This window comes from Pseudonocardia nigra (assembly GCF_019396355.1).
Classification (GTDB): domain Bacteria; phylum Actinomycetota; class Actinomycetes; order Mycobacteriales; family Pseudonocardiaceae; genus Pseudonocardia; species Pseudonocardia nigra.
Map to the genome: position 1 here is coordinate 44,776 of NZ_JAHKRK010000020.1, position 18,601 is coordinate 63,376.

The 18,601-nt window shown below is 73.4% G+C and carries 18 protein-coding genes, 1 tRNA gene and 2 pseudogenes; 15 read left to right on the top strand and 6 right to left on the bottom strand.

Going from position 1 to position 18,601, the window contains the following annotated elements; genetic code table 11:
- The first annotated feature begins 120 nt into the window (after positions 1-120).
- The 7 genes from KME75_RS07965 (at position 121) to KME75_RS07995 (ending at position 5,381) form a co-directional block, all read left to right on the top strand.
- Positions 121-306: a hypothetical protein gene (locus KME75_RS07965; RefSeq protein WP_219413884.1), complete on the top strand. Its 186-nt coding sequence runs from the start codon at positions 121-123 to the stop codon at positions 304-306.
- Positions 303-767 carry a DedA family protein gene (locus tag KME75_RS07970; protein ID WP_308282641.1) on the top strand — a complete coding sequence of 155 codons (465 nt, stop codon included), beginning with the start codon at positions 303-305 and terminating at the stop codon, positions 765-767. Before KME75_RS07965 ends, KME75_RS07970 begins: the two co-directional genes overlap by 4 nt.
- 142 nt (positions 768-909) lie before the next feature.
- A complete protein-coding gene (locus tag KME75_RS07975; protein ID WP_219413886.1) occupies positions 910-1,659 on the top strand; it encodes an SAM-dependent methyltransferase in 750 nt (249 codons plus the stop codon).
- 39 nt (positions 1,660-1,698) lie between these two features.
- Complete coding sequence (locus KME75_RS07980; protein WP_246631688.1) at positions 1,699-2,676, top strand: helix-turn-helix transcriptional regulator; 978 nt, start codon at positions 1,699-1,701, stop codon at positions 2,674-2,676.
- Between the two features lie 126 nt (positions 2,677-2,802).
- Positions 2,803-3,528: a hypothetical protein gene (locus tag KME75_RS07985; protein WP_219413888.1), complete on the top strand. Its 726-nt coding sequence runs from the start codon at positions 2,803-2,805 to the stop codon at positions 3,526-3,528.
- Between the two features lie 579 nt (positions 3,529-4,107).
- A complete protein-coding gene (locus KME75_RS07990) occupies positions 4,108-4,512 on the top strand; it encodes a cupin domain-containing protein (RefSeq protein ID WP_219413889.1) in 405 nt (134 codons plus the stop codon).
- Positions 4,513-4,514: 2 nt separating this feature from the next.
- Positions 4,515-5,381 (top strand): NAD-dependent epimerase/dehydratase family protein, encoded by an 867-nt coding sequence (locus KME75_RS07995; protein WP_219413890.1) that lies wholly within the window; start codon positions 4,515-4,517, stop codon positions 5,379-5,381.
- Here the strand turns inward: KME75_RS07995 and pdxR are convergent.
- Positions 5,359-6,753, bottom strand: a complete 1,395-nt coding sequence (gene pdxR / locus KME75_RS08000; protein ID WP_308282637.1) for a MocR-like pyridoxine biosynthesis transcription factor PdxR — start codon at positions 6,751-6,753, stop codon at positions 5,359-5,361. The two genes, KME75_RS07995 and pdxR, sit on opposite strands and share 23 nt — an antisense overlap.
- Here pdxR and KME75_RS08005 point away from each other — a divergent pair.
- Positions 6,721-9,795 (top strand): ATP-binding protein, encoded by a 3,075-nt coding sequence (locus KME75_RS08005; protein ID WP_308282638.1) that lies wholly within the window; start codon positions 6,721-6,723, stop codon positions 9,793-9,795. The genes pdxR and KME75_RS08005 overlap by 33 nt on opposite strands.
- A gap of 108 nt (positions 9,796-9,903) precedes the next feature.
- Positions 9,904-10,917: a methyltransferase gene (locus KME75_RS08010; RefSeq protein WP_219413893.1), complete on the top strand. Its 1,014-nt coding sequence runs from the start codon at positions 9,904-9,906 to the stop codon at positions 10,915-10,917.
- A 42-nt stretch (positions 10,918-10,959) separates the two neighbouring features.
- Here the strand turns inward: KME75_RS08010 and KME75_RS08015 are convergent, their stop codons facing one another.
- Both KME75_RS08015 and KME75_RS08020 read right to left on the bottom strand, forming a co-directional pair.
- A complete protein-coding gene (locus KME75_RS08015; protein ID WP_308282639.1) occupies positions 10,960-11,652 on the bottom strand; it encodes an EamA family transporter in 693 nt (230 codons plus the stop codon).
- 235 nt (positions 11,653-11,887) lie between these two features.
- Positions 11,888-11,958, bottom strand: a tRNA-Gly gene (locus KME75_RS08020).
- Between the two features lie 188 nt (positions 11,959-12,146).
- On the opposite strand from KME75_RS08020, the gene KME75_RS08025 reads away from it, so the two are divergent.
- Both KME75_RS08025 and dcd read left to right on the top strand, forming a co-directional pair.
- Positions 12,147-13,277: a UDP-N-acetylglucosamine 2-epimerase gene (locus KME75_RS08025; RefSeq protein WP_219413894.1), complete on the top strand. Its 1,131-nt coding sequence runs from the start codon at positions 12,147-12,149 to the stop codon at positions 13,275-13,277.
- Between the two features lie 34 nt (positions 13,278-13,311).
- Positions 13,312-13,893, top strand: a complete 582-nt coding sequence (gene dcd / locus KME75_RS08030; protein ID WP_219413895.1) for a dCTP deaminase — start codon at positions 13,312-13,314, stop codon at positions 13,891-13,893.
- Positions 13,894-13,911: 18 nt separating this feature from the next.
- Here the strand turns inward: dcd and KME75_RS08035 are convergent, their stop codons facing one another.
- On the bottom strand, positions 13,912-14,694 hold the full coding sequence (locus tag KME75_RS08035; RefSeq protein WP_219413896.1) for an ABC transporter permease: 783 nt from the start codon (positions 14,692-14,694) through the stop codon (positions 13,912-13,914).
- The gene (locus tag KME75_RS08040) at positions 14,691-15,653 is read right to left on the bottom strand and encodes an ABC transporter ATP-binding protein (RefSeq protein WP_219413897.1); all 963 of its coding nucleotides are present in this window, start codon (positions 15,651-15,653) and stop codon (positions 14,691-14,693) included. The genes KME75_RS08035 and KME75_RS08040 overlap by 4 nt, the downstream gene beginning before the upstream one ends.
- 701 nt (positions 15,654-16,354) lie before the next feature.
- Between KME75_RS08040 and KME75_RS46630 the strand changes: the two are divergent.
- From KME75_RS46630 to KME75_RS08055, 3 genes and pseudogenes are all read left to right on the top strand, one after another.
- Positions 16,355-16,567, top strand: a pseudogene (locus KME75_RS46630) (histidine kinase); the annotation flags it as partial.
- A gap of 287 nt (positions 16,568-16,854) precedes the next feature.
- Positions 16,855-16,998 carry a hypothetical protein gene (locus KME75_RS08050; RefSeq protein ID WP_219413898.1) on the top strand — a complete coding sequence of 48 codons (144 nt, stop codon included), beginning with the start codon at positions 16,855-16,857 and terminating at the stop codon, positions 16,996-16,998.
- Positions 16,995-17,624 carry a response regulator transcription factor gene (locus tag KME75_RS08055; RefSeq protein WP_308282640.1) on the top strand — a complete coding sequence of 210 codons (630 nt, stop codon included), beginning with the start codon at positions 16,995-16,997 and terminating at the stop codon, positions 17,622-17,624. The genes KME75_RS08050 and KME75_RS08055 overlap by 4 nt, the downstream gene beginning before the upstream one ends.
- Before the next feature lie 6 nt (positions 17,625-17,630).
- Here the strand turns inward: KME75_RS08055 and KME75_RS08060 are convergent, their stop codons facing one another.
- On the bottom strand, positions 17,631-18,293 hold the full coding sequence (locus tag KME75_RS08060; protein WP_219413899.1) for a class I SAM-dependent methyltransferase: 663 nt from the start codon (positions 18,291-18,293) through the stop codon (positions 17,631-17,633).
- Between the two features lie 124 nt (positions 18,294-18,417).
- Here KME75_RS08060 and KME75_RS08065 point away from each other — a divergent pair.
- Positions 18,418-18,601: pseudogene (locus KME75_RS08065) on the top strand (hypothetical protein); the annotation flags it as partial.

An 18,601-nucleotide genomic window follows, 5' to 3' on the forward strand; every position in this document is an offset into this window, starting at 1 on the left:
GGTGTTCTCGGACTTTCGCCCGATGTCCGCGCCGTCGGGCCGTCGCTAGCGTCCGTGTCGGCTCGAAATCGGACGAGGGGGGAACATGGGGAATCCGCGCGATGGCGTCGGTGATGCCCGATGATGGATGCGGTCCTGCATTTCGTCCACACCATCATCACATCGCCGTGGTTCTACCTGGTGATGTTCGCGTTGGCCGCGGTGGACGCGTTCTTCCCCGCGGTACTGAGCGAGAGCGTGGTCATCACCGCCGGGCCGCCGGGGTGTTCGCCGCGAGCGGCGGGGAACCCGATTTGTTCATCGTGATCGGGGTGGCGGCGCTGGGGGCATTCGTCGGCGACCACGTCTCCTATTTCATCGGGAGAAAGGCCGGAAACGGCCTGGTGAAGCGGATGCCACCGGACAGCAAACGGCGGGCGGCGCACCGATGGGCGGCACGTGAGGTGGCCGTCCGCGGCGGCCTGGCGCTCGTCGTGGCCCGCTACATTCCCGGCGGCCGCACGGCCGTCACGCTCACCACCGGGACGGTCGGCTACCCGCTGCGCAAGTTCAGCTTCTTCGCCGCGATCGCCGCGACGTCCTGGGCGATCTACTCCGGCCTGATCGGCTACTTCGGCGGCATGGCGTTCGAGAACGACCCGATCCGCGGTCTGCTGCTCGGCCTGGGCATCGCCGTCGGCGTCACGGTGGTCGTCGAGGTGGTCCGCTACGTCCGGCGCAGGCGCCGGGAGGCCGCCGCGCCGACGGTCGAACTCGAGAAGGTCTGACCGGCACGACCGGCCGCCATGGGGGGTACCGGCGGTTCGCTCCCGGCCCGGGGGTGGACCGCCGGTCGGCCGTCGAGGCGGGCTGCCGAGCCGCGGGCAGAATCCGGTTGCCGACGGAATGGTGCTCGCCGACGCTGCCGCGGTGCCTTCGACGCTGGAGCTCCACGAGATCGCCGAGAGCGACCACCGCATCCTCGACCCGTTCACCGACGCACAGCTCCTCGAGCTCGGCGCGGTCGCCCGGGTCGGACCCACCACCCGCGTCCTCGACCTCGCCTGCGGGAAGGCCGAGATGCTCTGCCGGTGGGCGCAGGAGTTCGGGGCCCGGGGCGTCGGCGTCGACCTCAGCGAGGTGTTCGTCGCCGCGGCCCGGCGGCGGGCCGAGGAGCTGGGCGTCTGCGGGTGGGTCACCGTCGAGTGCGGGGACGCTGCCGCGTACCGGCCCGAGCCGGCGGCGTTCGACGTCGCGGCGTGCATCGGGGCCACCTGGATCGGCGGCGGCGCCGGCGGCACCATCGACCTGCTGCGCCCCGCCGTCGGATCGGACGGGCTGCTCCTGATCGGCGAGCCGTTCTGGCGGGAGCCCCCACCCGCGGAAGCACTCACCGCGCTGGGCGTCGGCGCCGACGACTTCGCCGATCTCCCCGGCCTGCTCGACCGGTTCGACGCGGCGGGCGCCGACCTCGTCGAGATGGTCCTCGCCGACGAACACAGCTGGGACCGGTACGTCGCCGCGCAGTGCTGGGCGCTGCGGCGCTGGCTCGATGACCACTCGGACGACCCGGCGGCGGCCGACGTGCGACGCTTCCGCGACGCGACCCGACGTACGCACCTCGCCTACCAGCGGCGGTTCCTCGGATGGGGCGTGTTCGTCCTGCGGCCGACGCGCTGAGCGGCTCGACGAGCTCGGCGCCGTGCGAGCATGGCGCGCATGGCCGACGTGAGCCGCCGGATGCTGGCGCTGCTGTCGGCGCTGCAGACCGGGCGCACGTGGACCGGTGCGGAGCTCGCATCCCGGCTGGGCGCGAGCCCACGCACGTTGCGTCGCGACGTCGAACGGCTGCGCGATCTCGGCTACCCGGTGGAGGCGCGACCCGGGCCGGGCGGGCACTACCGGCTGGTCGCCGGCACCGCGATGCCGCCACTGCTGCTCGACGACGAGGAGGCCGTGGCGATCGCCGTGGGGCTGCGACTGGCGGCGGGCACGGCCGACGGCGACGGCGACGAGGACGCGTCGGGCCGGGCGCTGCGCAAGCTCGAACAGGTGCTGCCCGCCCGGCTGCGGCGGCGGGTCGCCACCGTCCACCACGCGACGGAGACGGCCCCGACCAGGGCGACCGCGGTCAGTGCCAGGCTGCTGGGCCTGGTCGGCACGGCCGCGCAGCAGCACGAGCGGCTCGCGTTCGGCTACCGGGACCGGGACGGCACGGTGACCCGTCGCCGCGTCGAGCCGTACCGGCAGGTGCTGGCCGGTCGGCGCTGGTACCTGCTCGCCTGGGACCTCGACCGGTCCGAGTGGCGCACCTTCCGCCTCGACCGGCTCGCCGACGCACGCAGCACTGGGGAACGGTTCTCCCCGCGCGAGCTCCCGGCGGCGTCGGCCGTCGACTACCTCGACGCCACCCTCAAGGCCGCCCGCCACCGAGCCGTCATCACGTTCCACGCTCCGGCCGAGCAGGTGGCTGACCGGCTGGTGAACCAGGACGGGGTGATCGAGTCGCTCGCGGCGGACCGCTGCCGGTACACGACCTGGGTCGACTCCTTCGAGTGGCTCGCGGTCACCACCACGATTCTCGGCGTCGAGTTCCGCGTGGAGGAGCCCGCCGGATTCGTCGCGTACTGCAGGACGTTGCGCGACCGGCTGGACCGGGCCGCGGCGAATCCCGCACGTGGACCTTTCGTACCATAGGTCGCCTGAAAGGGGCTTCCGTGCCGCCCCTTGCCTCTCTGGAGTAACGGTTCACCTGCCGGAACCGAGATCATCTGGAGTGCTGACGCGAGGCCGGGGAGACAGATGCGCCGTATCGTAGTGTTCTTGATGCTCGGTGCCGGACTCGTGGCCGCTGGCTGGTTCAGCGCGATTCTGATGATGAAGGGGAGCCTGGGTCCGATCGAGCAGGATGCGGTCGCCAGGGAAACGTTGCCCTCAACAGTTGCCCGGAGTTCGTCCCCACCCTCTCGTGTTGCGCCTACCCCGACGTCCATACCGGATTCGTCGATCCCGAAGCAGGTGTATCACGGTGCTGGTACGGACGTCGTAGATCTCACCACACCGGTCGAGGTCGGAGTCCTCGCTTTCGATTGTCCTCGGTGTGGCGATCGCGCCGAGGTAACCACCAACGCGGGAATCGACGAGCAAGTGATCTCGCACTTCACCGGCGGCCCGTACAGCGGAATGCGGTGGCTGGGGATGCGTGGAGGAGTGACGTCGCGTGTGCAAGTGAAAGCTGAGGGTCCGTGGACGCTGACCATTGGAGGCCTGGATCTAGCCGCACGATACGACGGCGCGCAGCCGGTCAGCGGGACAGGTGACGCCGTGGTGCTCCTTGAGACCGCTCCAGACACCGTCGATGTCTCCCACTCGGGGGAGAGCAACTTCACCGTCAAGTTGATGACCGACCGGCACAGGACCGGGCCGGATCTTGTCGTGAACGAGATCGGAAAATTCAGAGGGACAGTGTTTTTCGATGTCAGCGGCACGGATGCGGCGTTAGTCGAAGTAGGTGCTGACGGAGCGTGGACGCTGGTACCTCAGCGGTAGGGCCGATCAGATGTATGTCCTCGGGACCGGCTTGAAATGCTTGTCCTCTTGATGCCGTTGACCGAGGCTTCTGACGAAACCGAACCATGCGACTCGACGTGCTCGACCACGGCCACCGCCGCCGAACCAGGCTGTTCCTGGCCGCCGTGGCACGGCTGTCCCAGGCGGAGATGGCCGACGTTGCGAAGTCGATGCCCTACCGGCCGGAGTTCCTCGGCGGCCCGTTGCTCGACCTCACCGCCGAGGTGATGCGGGCTCGTCGTTCTGGTCGCCCGCGGAGCGCAAGTACCTGGCCGTGTGCATCGCCGAGCTACACGCCTGCGCTTTCTGCCTGGAGACCCACACGGAGCTGGTGCGGATCGCGGACGACGGCGCGTTTCAGCCCGCACTGTCCCGAGCTCGCGGCCGTGTGGGCACTCCTCGCGGCCACCCCGGAATCCGCCGGTGTCGCCGTCACGGCGGTTCGGGAGGTGGCGGTCTCCGCCGTCGACGACGCGCTGCTCGTGGGCCGGAACCGGTACAACAGAACGAGCGTGATCTGGTCCACCCGAGCGAACCGCTCGGTCATACCGTCGGGGCATGTCCACGCAGCAGGTCTCGAACACCCTGGTCACCACGCTGTCCCACCAGCCGCTCCCACCCCTCCGGGAACCGGCCGAGGTGATGACGGCGCTGGTCGAGCTGCCGCCCGGGGATCCGGGGACGCCGCCGCACCGGCACTCCGGGCCCGTGTACGGCTACATGCTCGAGGGCGAGATGGTGTTCGAGCTGGAGGGCGAGCCGGAGCGGATCATCCGGGCGGGCGAGACGTTCTGGGAGCCGGGGGGCGACGTCATCCACTATCAGGCCGGCAACAGCCTGCGGGATGCGTGGAGCCGGTTCGTGGTGGTCATGATGGGGGTGCGGGCTGAGCCGATGCTGACCCTCGTCGACGAGGCCGAGCTGGCCCGGCGGCACCACCTGCGCGCTGCGCGACGGGACTGACCGTGCGCGTCTTCCTGGCCGGATCAACGGGCGTCGTCGGGAGGCGGCTGCTTCCGCTGCTGATCGCCGACGGCCACCACGTCACCGCCCTCACCCGCCGCCCCGAGCGCGCTGCCGGGCTGCGCGCGGCCGGCGCCGAGCCGGTCGTGGCCGACGCCCGGGACGGCCGCGCGCTCGCGGCGGCGGTGCGGGACTCGGCGCCCGACGTCGTCGTGCACCAGCTGACGGACCTCGGCAGGGCCGACCTCACCGCGAACTCCGAGCTGCGCCGGGTGGGCACGCGGCACCTCGTCAACGCCGCGCTCGACGCGGGCGCACGCCGCATCGTGGCGCAGAGCATCGCGTGGGCCTACGCGGGCGGTGACGGGCCCGCCGCCGAGGACACGCCGCTCGACCGGGACGCGCCCGAGCCCCGGCGGTCCACCGTCCACGGCGTCGCCGCCCTCGAGGAGGCGGTCGGCGAGGCCCCGGAGTGGGTCGTGCTCCGCTACGGCATGTTCCACGGCCCCGGCACGTGGTTCGCCCCGGACGGGGTGCGGGCGGGGGACGCGCGCGCCGGCCGGCTCGTGGCGAAGGGCGACGTCACCAGCTTCGTGCACGTCGACGACGCCGCGGCGGCCGCGGTGGCCGCGCTGAACTGGCCCACCGGGGCGGTGAACATCTGCGACGACCACCCGGCGGCCGCGTACGAGTGGATGCCGGCCTTCTGCGCCGCCGTCGGGGCGCCGCCGCCCCCGGTGGACCGCGGCGCGGAGCGGCCGGCGTGGGCCCGCGGGGCGGACAACACCCGGGCCCGCACCGAGCTCGGGTGGGTCGCGCACCACCCGTGCTGGCGCGACGCGTTCGCTATCCGGCCGGCGTCCCGCTGAGCAGCGCGGCCAGCGCGTCGAGGGATCGCCGCCAGGCGTGTGCGGGCGGGGTGGCGTACCCGAGCACGAGGGCGGCCTGCCGCTCCGGGTCGGGCAGGTGCCAGTAGCCGGCGGTGTGCAGGCCGTGCAGCTGCACGCCGGCTCGGCGGGCCGCGGCGACGAGCCGGTGCTCGCGGTCGGCCGACTCGAGGGGCAGTAGTGCGTGCAGGCCCGCCGCGACCCCGGCGAGCGGTGGGGCCGACACATCCGCGAGGCGTGCGGCGAGCTGCTCCCGGCGTTCGCGGTAGGCGCGCCGGACGCGTCGCACGTGACGGTCGAGGTCACCCCGGCGGATCAGGTCGGCGAGGGCGAGCTGCTCGATCACCGGCACGGTGGTGCCGGTGTCCACCACCGCGTCCAGCAGTGGCTGCCGAAGCGCCGGCGGGACCACCAGCCAGGCGAGGCGCAGCCCGGGGGCGAGCGTCTTGCTCGCACTGCCGCCGAAGACGACCCGGTCGGGGTCGAGCGGTTGCATCGCCCCGACCGGCTGCCCGTCGTAGCGGAACTCGCCGTCGTAGTCGTCCTCGACGAGGATCGCGCCGTCCCGCCGGGCCCGGTCGACGAACGCGGCCCGCCGCGCGGGCGCCAGAACGACCCCGCAGGGGTGCTGGTGGGCGGGGGTGAGCAGGACCAGCGCGGGCCGCGCGGGCAGGCCCGCCGGATCCGGTCCCTCGGCGTCGACCGGCAGCGGGGACAGCCGCAGCCCGGCCGCGCGCAACAGCTCCCGGTGCCGTGCGAACCCCGGGTCCTCCACGGCCGCATCCGACATCCCGAGGCCGCGGACCGCGCGGCCCAGCAGCGCGAGCGCCTGGCTGAACCCCGCCGTGACGATCACCGTCTCCGCACTCGCGCGCACGCCGCGCGTTCGCGAGACGTGCTCGGCGAGGGCCGCGCGGAGGACGGGCAGCCCGGCGGGCTCGCCGTAGTCCAGCGCCGTCGAGCTCCCGGCCAGCGCGCGCCGGACCGCGGCAGCCCAGACCGCGCGGGGGAACGTGTCCAGGTCGGGGCGGCCGGGACGCAGGTCGATCGCCGACGGCCGGGCGATGGAAGGCGCGGGCGGCGCCGGTGCGGGTTGCGCAGGGGCGGGGACGTGGCTCGCGACCGTGCCCGAGCCGGGCTTCCCGAGCAGCCACCCCTCGGCGATCAGCTGCGAGTACGCTTGCACGACCGTCCCGCGGGACAGCCCGAGATCCGCGGCCAGGCTGCGCGAGCCTGGAAGGCGCGTCCCCGCCCGCAGCCTGCCCGACCGCACCGCCTCGCGCAGCGCCATCTCGAGCGCACGCTGCCGTCCGTCCCCGGCGTGCAGGTCGAGGTGCAGATCGAGGCCGCCCACCCGGCCATCCAACCTCCGTGCGGGATGGGACCGGCGCACTGGGGTCGGGGCCTCGCCCGGGCGCCGGTCGACATCGGCAGCGGGGCCGGAACGGGTCATCATGAGCGGGTGGCCACCGGGCGGGAGGGTCGAGGACACCGGTCGCGGCGCGAACCGCTGCTGGCGTCCCGGGTCGTCGGGCGCGCCGACGAGATCGATGTGCTCCGCGCCGCGTTCGAGCGGGCCGTCGGTGGCCGGGGCGGCGTGCTGTTCGTGGTGGGCGAGGCCGGGATCGGCAAGTCCCGGCTCGCACAGGTGGTGGCCGCCGACGTGGAGGACCGTGGCCTGCCGGTCCTGCGCGGCCGCGCGGTGCCCGCCGCCACCCCACAGGCCTACCGGCCGCTCACCGAGGCGGTGTGCTCGGTCGTCCGTGGCGGCGCCCTCGCGGACGCGCCCGGCCTGCGGCCGTTCCGGGCCGTACTCGGATGGCTGGTCCCGGAGTGGCGCACGGACGGTGCCAGTGCCGACGACTCGGTGATCGCCCTCGCCGAGGGGGTGCTGCGGCTGCTGCGCGTCCTGGCCGGCGACCGGGGGTGCCTCGTCGTGCTCGAGGACCTCCACTGGGCCGATCCGGAGACGCTCCGGATCGTCGAGTACCTGGCTGACAACCTGGCCTCGGAGCGCGTCCTGTGTGTGGTGACCGTGCGCGACGAGGACCCGTCGGCCGGGCTCGAGCTCGGCCGGTCGCTGTCCGCGAGGCGGGCGTCGAGGATCGTCGCCCTGGCCCGCCTCGGCCGGCCGGAGGTGGCCGAGATGGTCGGCTCGTGTCTGGGCGCCGACACCGTGCCGGACGACGTGCTCGAGGTCGCCGCCCGGGCGGACGGCGTTCCGTTCCTGGTGGAGGAAGTGCTGGCCGTAGCCGTGACGTCGGGCGCGCTCGTCGCGCACGGGGACTCGTGGACGCGGTCGAGCACCGCCGAGCCGCTCGTCCCCCTCACCTTCGCCGAGAGCATGCGGCGGCGGCTCGGCGCGCTCGGCCGACCCACCCGGGACGTGCTCGTCGCCGCAGCCGTGCTCGGGCGGCGCTTCGAGTGGAGCCTCGTCCCCGCGATCACGGGACTCGGCGGCGACGAGGTCCTCGCGGCGTTGCGCGCGGCCGTCGACGCGCGCATCGTCTGCGTCGACCGCGCTGACGCGACGTTCCGGTTCCGGCACGCGCTCTCGCGGGACGCCGTGCTGGGCGAGCTCCTCCCGCCCGAGCTGGCCGCGTTGTCGCGTCGGGCACTCGAGGCGGTCGAGGCGAGGCATCCGGAGCTGGAGGACGACTGGTGCGAGCTCGCCGCCGAGCTGGCCGAGGGGGCGGGAGACCGCCGCCGGGCGGCCGTGCTCCTGCTCGAAGCCGGCAGGCGGAGCCTCCGGCGAGGTGCGCTGGCGAGCGCAGAGGCCGCCCTCGAGCGCGGGCGCGGGCTGCTGGCGGCGGACGACCCGAGCGGGCTTGACATCGACGAGTGCCTTTCCGAGGTGCTGTCGCTGGCCGGCAAGCGGGACCGCGCCCGCGCCGTGGGCGCCGCCCTGTTGACGCGGCTGGGGAACGACCGCGGCCAGGCCCGACGACGGGCGGAAGTCCATCTCCGCCTCGCCCGGGCCGCACTGGCGGCGACACGCTGGAACGAGGCGGACGAGCTCCTGCGGCGAGCCCGCGCCGAGGGCGCGACGGCGCCGGACGAAGGTCTCGCCGCCCGCGTGGAGGTCGTCCGGGCCCAGAGCGCGATCCGGCGCGAGCCCGAGCAAGCGCCGGCGCTCGCCCGGTGCGCGCTGGAGGCCGCGGAACGCCTCGGCCTGCCCGACGTGGCGTGTGAAGCGCTGGAGGTCCTCGGCAGGAGCGAGCGGCGGCGCGACCTGGCGGCCGCCGAGGCCGTGTTCGGCCGGGCACTGACGCTCGCCGAGGCCCATGGCCTCACGCTGTGGCGGGCGCGGGCGCTGCACGAGCTGGGGACGATCGACCTGCTGCGCGGGGCGCCGGTGGCCCGGCTCGAGGAGGCGAGGAACCTCGCGGTGGCCCAGGGCGCCTTGGCGACCGCGGCCGTCGTCGACGTGCAGATCGCCGCCGCCCTCGCCGTCCGGGACGACCCCGAGCCCGCTGCGTCCGCCGCGCACCGCTCGGCGGAGCTGGCGAGGAGGTACGGCCTGGACCAGACGCTGGCGGCGGCCGTGGCGTTGGAGGCGCACGTCCATGCCCGCGCCGGGCGAGGTGAGGAGATGCAGCGCTGCATCCAGGACGCGCACGCGCACGCACCCGGGACTCCGGACGTCGAGGTGAAGACCTCGTTCGCCGCCGCGGTCCTGGCCTTCCGCGAGGAGGACCGCCGGTCGGCGCGGCACCATCTCGAAGCCGCCGTGGCCAGCGCGTCGGCCGGCCCCGGCGGTGACTACTCCGCTGTCCCCTGCGCCGGGATGCTGGCGCTGGTCCGCCGGCTCGACGGGACCGGGGATGCGGCAGCGGAGTCCCGGGTGACCGAGGCGTCCGTGCATTTCCTGGTCAGCGCCTTCCTCCGCTACGCACGCGCGGTCGCCGCCGGACGAGCCGGGCAGTCGCGACGCGCCGAGGGCCTGGCGGGGGAGGGCGACCGCGCGCTCGGCGACCACGAGTGGATGCGTCAGCTCGGGCGGCGCCTGCTGTCCGAGGCCGCGCTGGCCGACGGTTGGGGCGAGCCCGTGCAGTGGCTGCGTGAGGCACTGGTCTTCTTCGACGGTCGCGGGGAGCAGCGCATGGCGTCGGCGTGCCGTTCGCTGCTGCGCAAGGCGGGTTCGCCGGTTCCCCGGCGTCGCGCCGAGGCGGACACGCCCGGCCCGCTGCGCGCGGTCGGTGTCACGGCGCGGGAGCTCGAGGTCCTCCACCTGCTCGCCGCGGGCCTGCCCACCAGGGAGATCGCCGCCCGCCTCTACCTGTCGCCACGCACGGTCGAGCGCCACATCGCCAACATCGCCGTGAAGGCGGGCGTCGGGAACCGATCCGAAGTCGTGGCGTTCGCGGCCCGCACGCTGGGCGCGGCGCCGCGTTAGATGGGGGCCGCCCGCTGTCCGGATGGCGGCTCTCCCCCATGTGCGGCCCGGGTCCCTCGCCGGAGCATCCCAGGTCTCGAACACCTCCGGGACGACGAGGAGAGCGCCATGACCACGGACGAGGCGACACCCGACGCCATCCTGCAGCTCGGGCTGGGGTTCTGGGCGTCCAAGACGCTGTTGAGCGCGGTGGAGATCGGGCTGTTCACGACGTTGGCCCGGCGGCCGCTCACCGCCAAGGAGGTGGTGGCCGAGCTGGGACTGCAGCCCCGCGGCACGTCCGACTTCCTGGACGCGCTGGTGTCCGTCGGGATGCTCGAGCGGACGGGCGACGAGTACGCCAACACGGCGGCCACCGATCTGTTCCTCGACCGCGCCAAGCCGTCCTACATCGGCGGGATCCTCGAGATGGCGGGCGCGCGGCTCTACCCGTTCTGGGGCTCGCTCACCGATGCGCTACGGACCGGCCGCCCGCAGAACGAGGTGAAGGCGGGCGAGGACTTCTTCGCCACGATCTACCAGGACCCCGCCCGACTGAAGCAGTTCCTGCACGCGATGACCGGCATCAGCATGGGCGCGGCACTGGCCGTCGCGGAGAAGTTCCCCTGGGAGCGGTACGACACCGTCATCGACGTCGGCGCGGCGGAGGAATGCGTGCCGGCGCAACTGGCCCTGCGTCACCCACATCTCACGGGCGGCGGGTTCGACCTGCCTCCCGTCGGGCCGGTGTTCGAGGAGTACGTGGGCTCGCTCGGCGTGGCCGACCGGATGCGGTTCCATCCCGGCGACTTCTTCGTCGACCCGCTGCCCACGGCCGACGTGCTCGTCATGGGGCACATCCTCCACGACTGGAACCTCGAGGAGAAGCTGCTGCTCCTCCGGAAGGCCTACCGGGCACTGCCGGACGGCGGCGCACTGATCGTCTACGACAGCATCATCGACGACGAGCGCCGCGCGAACACCTTCGGCCTGCTCATGAGCCTGAACATGCTCATCGAGACCGACGGCGGCTTCGACTACACCGGCGCCGACTGCCGCTCGTGGATGGCCGACGTGGGCTTCCGCCACAGCTATGTGGAACCGCTCGTCGGGCCCGACGCGATGGTCGTCGGCATCAAGTAGGCACCTGTGCGCCGTTCGCGTCGCGTCGGGTCCATGGTCGGCTCATCGGTCCCCGCCCGGCGCCGTGACGGGTGCGCGCGCGGCGAGCTGCACCACGGTCGCGCCGGCCAGCAGCACCGCGGCGCCGGCGAGCTGGGCCACGGTCAGCGACTGGCTGAGCGCCAGCCAGGCCAAGGCCGCGGCCACGATCGGCTCGCACAGTGCGAGCACGCTGACCACGTTCGCCGGCAGGTCGCGCAGCGCGCTGGTCGACAGCACGTACGCCACAGCTGTCGACAGCACCGCGCAGGTGACCAGCAGCGTCCACACCGGAACGTGCCGGCCGCCGAAGTCCGCGCCCGCGACGAGCCGGTCGAGCGGGATCGACCACGGCGGCGCGACCACGAAGATCGCGGCGGCGCCGACCACCATGCCCCAGGTGACCAGGCCCAGCGGCCCAACCGTGGCCGTCGCGTGCTCGGCGACCAGGAAGTACGCCGCCGAGCACAGCGCCGCGCCGACGCCGGTCACCAACCCAACCGCGTCCAGGCGCAGGCCCTGCCACACCTGCGCCACCACGGCGAGCCCGGCCAGTGCGAGCACCGTGCCCACCCAGATCCGAGCGGGCAGGACCGTGCGGCGGACGAACCGCACCCACTGGGCGACCAGGATCGGCGAGGTGAACACGAGGAGCATCGCGACGCCGATCGGGATGCGCGACACCGCGGCGAAGTAGAGCACCTGGACGCCGGCCACCCGACGCTAGGCGAGGTGCCACGGGGCGCACGATTGAATAGAACCAGCCCGAACGCAGACGTCGAGGGCGTGGACCACGGCGCGGATGACCGTGACGACGGGTTCGGGGGATGGCCGGCGCACTCGTCCCAGCGCAATGAGTGGCCTACGAATGGCCCGGAGCCGTGAGACGCCGGGGAACGACGAAGGCCCAGGACCGGAGGATTCGTCCTCTGGCCTGGGCCTTCGTGGTAAGAGCGGATGACGGGAATCGAACCCGCGTATTCAGCTTGGGAAGCTGATGTTCTACCATTGAACTACATCCGCAGTGTGTTGCAAGCAGCTTAGCACCTCACACTCCGTGACGAGCAAGCCCTCCTCCGTGCACCCATCAGGGTGGTTCTCACCCTAACGGCATCTCTGCAGGGTCTCTGACCTCGACCTCCGGGCAGCCGTCGGTTCACACTGCTAGGGCCCCCAGCAGGCCAGCTCCCCCGGCCGTTAGGACCCCGAGCATGACCGAGTTCGACCCCGACCTGGGCTCGCTCCCGGTTCAGGAGCACGACCACGACGTGCTTCTCATCGCCGGCAGCCGCCCTGAGGTCGCGCGCCTCGCCCCCGTCGCCACCGCGTTCGCCGATGCCGACCGCATCCGTGCGCTCACCGTCGCCACCGGCCCCGATCCCATGTCCGTGCACGAGGCGTTCGAGGCGCTCGGGGTGCCCGCCGACGTCACGCAGCTGCTGCGCGAGCCGCCGAGCCCGCAGCCCGCCGCGGTCGCCGCGATGCTCATGACGCGGCTCGACGAGCTGCTCGTCGATCTCGACCCGTCCGCGGTGATGGTCTACGGCGGCGGCATGACGCCGGTGGTGGCGGCCCAGGTGGCGTTCTGGCGGCAGATCCCGGTGGTGCACCTGCAGGCCGGGGTCGCCACGGACGACCTGCTCTGCCCGTTCCCGCAGGAGGCGAACCGGCGGGTCATCGGTCAGCTCGCGTCGCTCTTCCTCACCACGGGCGGCACCGCGCTCGGCAGCCCGATCGGTCCGAACACGATCCCGGTCGGCGACACCATGGCGAGCAACCCGCAGCCCGCCGACCTCCGGTTCGCGCGGCTCGTCCGGCGGGTGCGGTCGGGCGGTCCGCGGGTGGTGCTCGTCGGGCTGGACCGAGCCGACTCCCTCGGCGTCCTCGCGGGCCTGCCCGACCTGCTCGACCGGGAGCCGGACATCGAGATCGTCCTCTACGGCGAGCTGGCGGGGCACGGGGTCGCCTACCCCCTCCTGGAGAACGACCGGGCCACGGTCGTGCGCACCCTGCCGCTCGCGGAGCTGGTGGGGCTCATCGCGGCGAGCACCGTGCTCGTCTCCGACGACCCCGAGCTGGTCACCGACGCACCCGGGCTGGGCACGCCGGCCGTGCTCGTGGACGGGCCGCACATCCCGCATCCGGGCGACTCGATCCGCAGCATCGGCAGCCCGGCGGTCATGACCACGGTCCGCCAGCTGCTGCGGGCCGCACCGGTCGTCCCGGATGTGACACCGGACGGGCTCGAGGCGGCCCGCGTCGAGCAGGCCGTGGCCTGGATGTTCGGGCTGTGCCCGTCGCCGCTGCTGACCTCGCCGTTCCCCACGAACACGGAGGTCTGACGGGCCGCGGCGAGCGGCTGTCTAGTCTGACCGGGTGTTGCTGTCCGACGGTGACCTGCGCAAGGAGCTCCAGGCCGGACGCCTGGTGCTCGACCCGTGGGAGCCTGCCATGCTCCAGCCGTCGAGCATCGACGTGCGGCTGGACCGCTACTTCCGGGTGTTCCAGAACTCCCGCTACACCCACATCGACCCCGCGCAGCAGCAGGACGAGCTGACCACTCCCGTCGAGACCGACGGGGACGAGCCGTTCGTGCTGCACCCCGGCGAGTTCGTGCTCGGCTCGACGTTCGAGTCCGTCTCGCTGCCCGACGACCTGGCGGGCCGGCTGGAGGGCAAGTCGAGCCTCGGGCGCCTCGGCCTGCTCACGCACTCCACGGCCGGGTTCATCGACCCCGGGTTCACTGGGCACATCACGCTCGAGCTGTCGAACGTCGCGAACCTGCCCATCACGCTGTGGCCGGGGATGAAGATCGGTCAGCTGTGCCTGTTCCGGCTCTCCAGCCCGGCCGAGCGCCCGTACGGCAGCCACGGCGTCGGCTCGCGCTACCAGGGGCAGCGGGGGCCGACGCCGTCGCGGGCGCACCTGAACTTCCACCGGGTGGACACGCGGCGCTGACCCACGCCGCGGGACCGGTCAGTGCCGCGGGTCCCAACGGAACCGCTTGCGGGCGAACCACACGAAGACCTGCGCCCAGACCGACAGGGCGAGCAGCGGGAAGACGACGGCCGGGATGCCGAACGCATCCCCGCCCCACATCTCACCGGTATAGGCCGCCTGCACCAGAGTGCCGACGGCCGCGCCAGGTACGGCGACCAGCGCCTGCAGCACACCGTCGGCCGGTACGAGCGGCACGACGGCCGCGGCCCCGAGCACGACGAACGTGAACGGCAGCGTGGTGATCTGCGCGCGCTCCGGGGAGGGGGTGACGACGGCGGTCGCCAGGGCGGCCGTGAGCGCGAGCGCGAACCCGCCGGCGATCGCCACGACCAGCCAGAGCGGCTCGACGGGCAGCGGCACGCCGGACACCGTGTTGATCACTGCGAAGACCACGAGCTGGCCGAGGGCCAGCACGACGGTGGGCGCGAGCGTCGCGGTGAGTAGGCCGCGGTCGGAGATGCCGCTGGTCCGCATCCGCTTGAGCACCCTCGCGTGGCGGCGGGCGACCAGCGTGGTGGTCGCGGTGACGTAGACGCCCATGCCCACCACGACGATGAGCTGCAGGGTCACGACCATCGCCTGCATCCGCAGGTCCTCGCCCGCCGGGAAGCTGTAGGCCCAGAAGAGGCCGAGTGCGAGCGGCAGCAGGATCGACGAGACGGCGACCGTCTTGTTGCGCAGGAGCAGTTGCAGCTCGGTCGTGGTGAGCGCCAGTACCCGGCTGAACTGCGTGTGCCGGGGCGCGGCGGCGGTGGTCATCGGGCGTTCGCCTCCAGCTGCTCGTTGCGGACCGCGTGGTAGATGTCGGCCAGCGAGGCCGGTGCCGCCCGCAGGTCGGGCAGCCGCACCCCTCGAGCGGCCGCCCAGGTCAGGAACGCGGTGAGGTCCCCCTGCAGGTCGTCGGTGCAAACCCGCACCCGCTCGCCGTCGCGGTGCACCGAGCCGCTGAGCTCCGGGAGATCGACGACCGTCTCCGGCAGCGTCGCGCTGAAGCCGGCCGGCTGGGTGGCGACGATCTCCGTCAGCGTCCCGGCGACCGCGACCTGCCCCTCGTGCATGATCGCGACACGGTCGGCGAGCGCCTCGGCCTCCTCGAGGTAGTGCGTCGTCAGCACGACCGTGCGGCCGGCTTCCTGCAGCTCCTGGATGGCGTCCCAGGTGCGCCGGCGCGACTCGGGGTCGAGGCCCGTCGTCGGCTCGTCGAGGATGACGAGCTCGGGCGAACCCCACACGGCGAGCGCGAGGTCGAGCCGCCGCTTCTCCCCGCCGGACAGCTTCCCCACGCGCACGTCCCGGCGGGAGGCGAGCTCGAAGCGGTCGAGCAGCCGCTCCGGGCGGTCCCGGCGGTCCACCAGGCGGTCCCAGAGGCGGAGGGTCTCGAGCACCGTGAGCTCGTCGACGAAGCCGCCCTCCTGCAGCTGCACACCCATGCGCTCGCGCAGGGCGGCCCGGTCGGTGGCCGGATCGAGGCCCAGGACGGAGACGGTGCCGCCGCTGCGGCTGCCGAACCCCTCCAGCACCTCTAGCGTGGTGGTCTTCCCTGCACCGTTCGTGCCCAGCAGCGCGAAGATCTCCCCGCGCCGGACCTCCAGGTCGATGCCGCGCACGGCCTCGAAGTCGCCGTAGCGGACTCGGAGGCCCTGCACCTCCACGGCGTACTCAGAGGCTGCCCGGTCGGGTGCGACCGGGGCCGCGGCGGTGGCAGGCGTCTGTGTCATGGCGACCACTGTGGCCGAAAGGGCGGGGTGCCCAGTAGTCCCCGCGGTCACCGGCGGGACTGACACCGTGCAGGCAGTGGCATGACAGCTGTCATCGCCCCGGCGTCTCCGTCGGGGGGTTCCGTTACCGTTCGATCGTGGACGTGTCACCGCTGGGCGGCGCCGAGGAGCGCAAGCTGAAGGCCGCTCGGCGGTTCAGCGTGATCGGCCTGGTCATCACCGTGGCCTGGATGCTGGCCGTGCCTGCGTACGCGGTGCTGGTGGGCCAGCAGGGCCTTCTCTCGGACTGGCCGGTGTTCGCCCTGTTCGTCGTGGCGCTCGGCCTGCACGCGTGGCGGGTCCGGCGGCACCGCATCGCGCTGGGACGGCCCGCCCCGCTCTGGTTCGTCCTCGTGGCCGCGGTCGTCGGCCTCGCCACGGTGTTCTCCGGCATGGCCACGAGCCCGGTGGGCTTCATGTGGGCAATCGTCACCGGCGTGTTGCTCGGCGACATCGTCGGGGGCCTCCGGGCCCGCCGGGTCGCCGTGTGGGTGGTCGGCGCATCGGTCGTCATGCTGGTCGGGAGCTACCTCGTCGCCGCTCCGCTCTTCGCCCCCTACGGAGTGCAGCCGTGGCTCGCGGTCGGGTTCGCCACGTTCTACGTCGCCTCGATGTGGACGATCGACGTCGAGCGGCTCTGGTGGCTCAAGGCCGTCGTCGACATGGACGACTCGCGGCGCACCGCCGCCGAGCTCGCCACCGCCCGCGAGCGGCTGCGGCTCGCCGACGACCTGCACGACATCCTCGGGTACGCGCTGGAGGTGGTCGCGTTCAAGAGCGAGCTCGCCTCCCGGCTGCTGGCCGCCGACGGGCTCCCCGCGGGCAGCAGCGCGGCCTTCGACCGCGCCAAGGCCGAGATGGAGGAGGTGCAGCGGGTGGCCCGCGAGTCGCTCACCGAGGTGCGAGCGCTGGTTCGCGAGACACGCAGCACCGATCTTGCCACCGAGCTGGTCGGGGCCCGCGCCGTGCTCGACTCCGCCGGGGTCACGCTGGTGGTCCGGGGCGACCCCGAGACGGTCGGCCCCACCGCGCGCAACGTCCTCGGCCGGGTGCTCCGGGAGGCGATCACCAACGTGCTGCGGCACTCGGAGCCGAGCCACTGCACGATCGAGATCGAGGTGGCCGACGGCAACGCGAGCCTGAAATCGTCAACGACGGGGCATTGCCCGCCGACGACCGCGACCCGGGCACCGGGCTGGCGGCGCTCAGCAGGTACCTCGACGAGCACGCGGGCCGGCTCGACGCCGGCCTCGCCCCGGACGGCACCTTTCGGCTCGACGCCGTGCTGCCGGGGGCGGCCCGGTGACCGCAGGGCCGGCATCGGGGCAGATCCGCCTGGTCCTCGCCGACGACGAGTCGCTCACCCGCGGGGCGGTGGGGGCGCTGCTGGGCCTCGAGCCCGACCTCACCGTCGTCGCCGAGGCCGGCACCGGCGACGAGGCCATCCGCGTGGTCCAGCAGCACCGCCCGGACGTCGCCGTGCTGGACGTCGAGATGCCGGGGCACGACGGCGCCGAGGTGGCCCAGTGGGTGGCCGCCAACCAGCCCGCCACCCGCTGCATCATCCTCACCCGGCACGCCCGGCCCGGGGTGCTGCGCCGGGCGCTCGCCGCCGGCGCGACCGGCTTCGTCACCAAGAGCGCGCCGGCCACGCTGCTCGCCGACGTCATCCGCCGCGTGCACCGGGGCGGCCGGTACGTCGACCCCGACCTCGCCATGACGGCCCTGATGACGGAGGACTGCCCGCTCACCGACCGCGAGCTCGAGGTGCTGCGCAGCGTCGACACGTCCGGCACGGCCGCCGACATCGCCCGGCGCGTCCACCTCTCGCCCGGCACCGTGCGCAACTACCTGTCGTCGGCGATGCATAAGCTCGGGGCGGGCACCCGCATGGAGGCCGTGCAGCTGGCGCGCGACCACGGCTGGCTCTGACGGGCGTCAGCGGGTCCCCTCGAACACCGCGCACCGGCCCGCCCGGATGCGCACGTGGTGGGTCTCGCGCGCGTCGGCGAGGCCCGCCTCCCGCATGAGGGCGGGGATGCGGTCGCTCAGGTTGTCCTGGATCCGCGGGCTCGCATGCGTCCGTCTCGCGAGGAACCCGTGCGACGGGTGCGCGGAGCCGCCGATGTCGAGCAGGTGCAGCCGGCCGCCGGGCCGGAGCACCCGCACGACCTCGCGCAGCACGGCGGGCTTCTCGGCCGCGTCGAGGTGGTGGAACATGAACGCCGAGAGCACGCGGTCGAAACTGCCGTCCGGGTAGGGGAGCGTGTCCCCGAACCCGCGGTCGAGCCGCACGGTCAGCCCCCGTCGGGCGGCCTTACGCGCGGCCCGCGCCAATGCCAGTGGGTCGGGGTCGAGCCCGACGACCCGCGCGTCCGGGTACCGGCGCTTGACGAGCAGGGCGAGGTTGCCCGTGCCGCACCCGATCTCGAGCACGTCCTGCCCCGGCGCGATCCCGGCGCGGTCGGCGAGGAACCGGTGGGCGGTGGGCACCCCGAGCACCCGCGTGAACGTGTCGTAGATCGGCAGCAGCGGATCCCGGCCCATCCCGGGCAGATAGCTGCGGTCCTGGCCCGTCCGGGGCGACGTGTGCTCGGTCATGGTGGGTCTCCACTCCTGATGCGACGATGTTCCGGTGACACCAGCGAGTGTCGAAGGCGCCCCACCTTCGGCCAATGGTCGATCTGCGGGAGGGATGGGGCGATTTTCGGTCGTCCGGCCGCCCGTGCCCACGGGACGCCCGGTCGCCGGGGACGTCCCGGTGTACGCCTACGACCGGGTGCCGGGGGTGCCGCCGGTGAGCGTCGTGCACACCCCCGACGCGAACGGCTTCGTGCCGACCCACCGCCACGCCCACGACTTCCTCGTACTCGGGTACGTCGCGGCGGGCGGTGGGCCGATACGCGTGG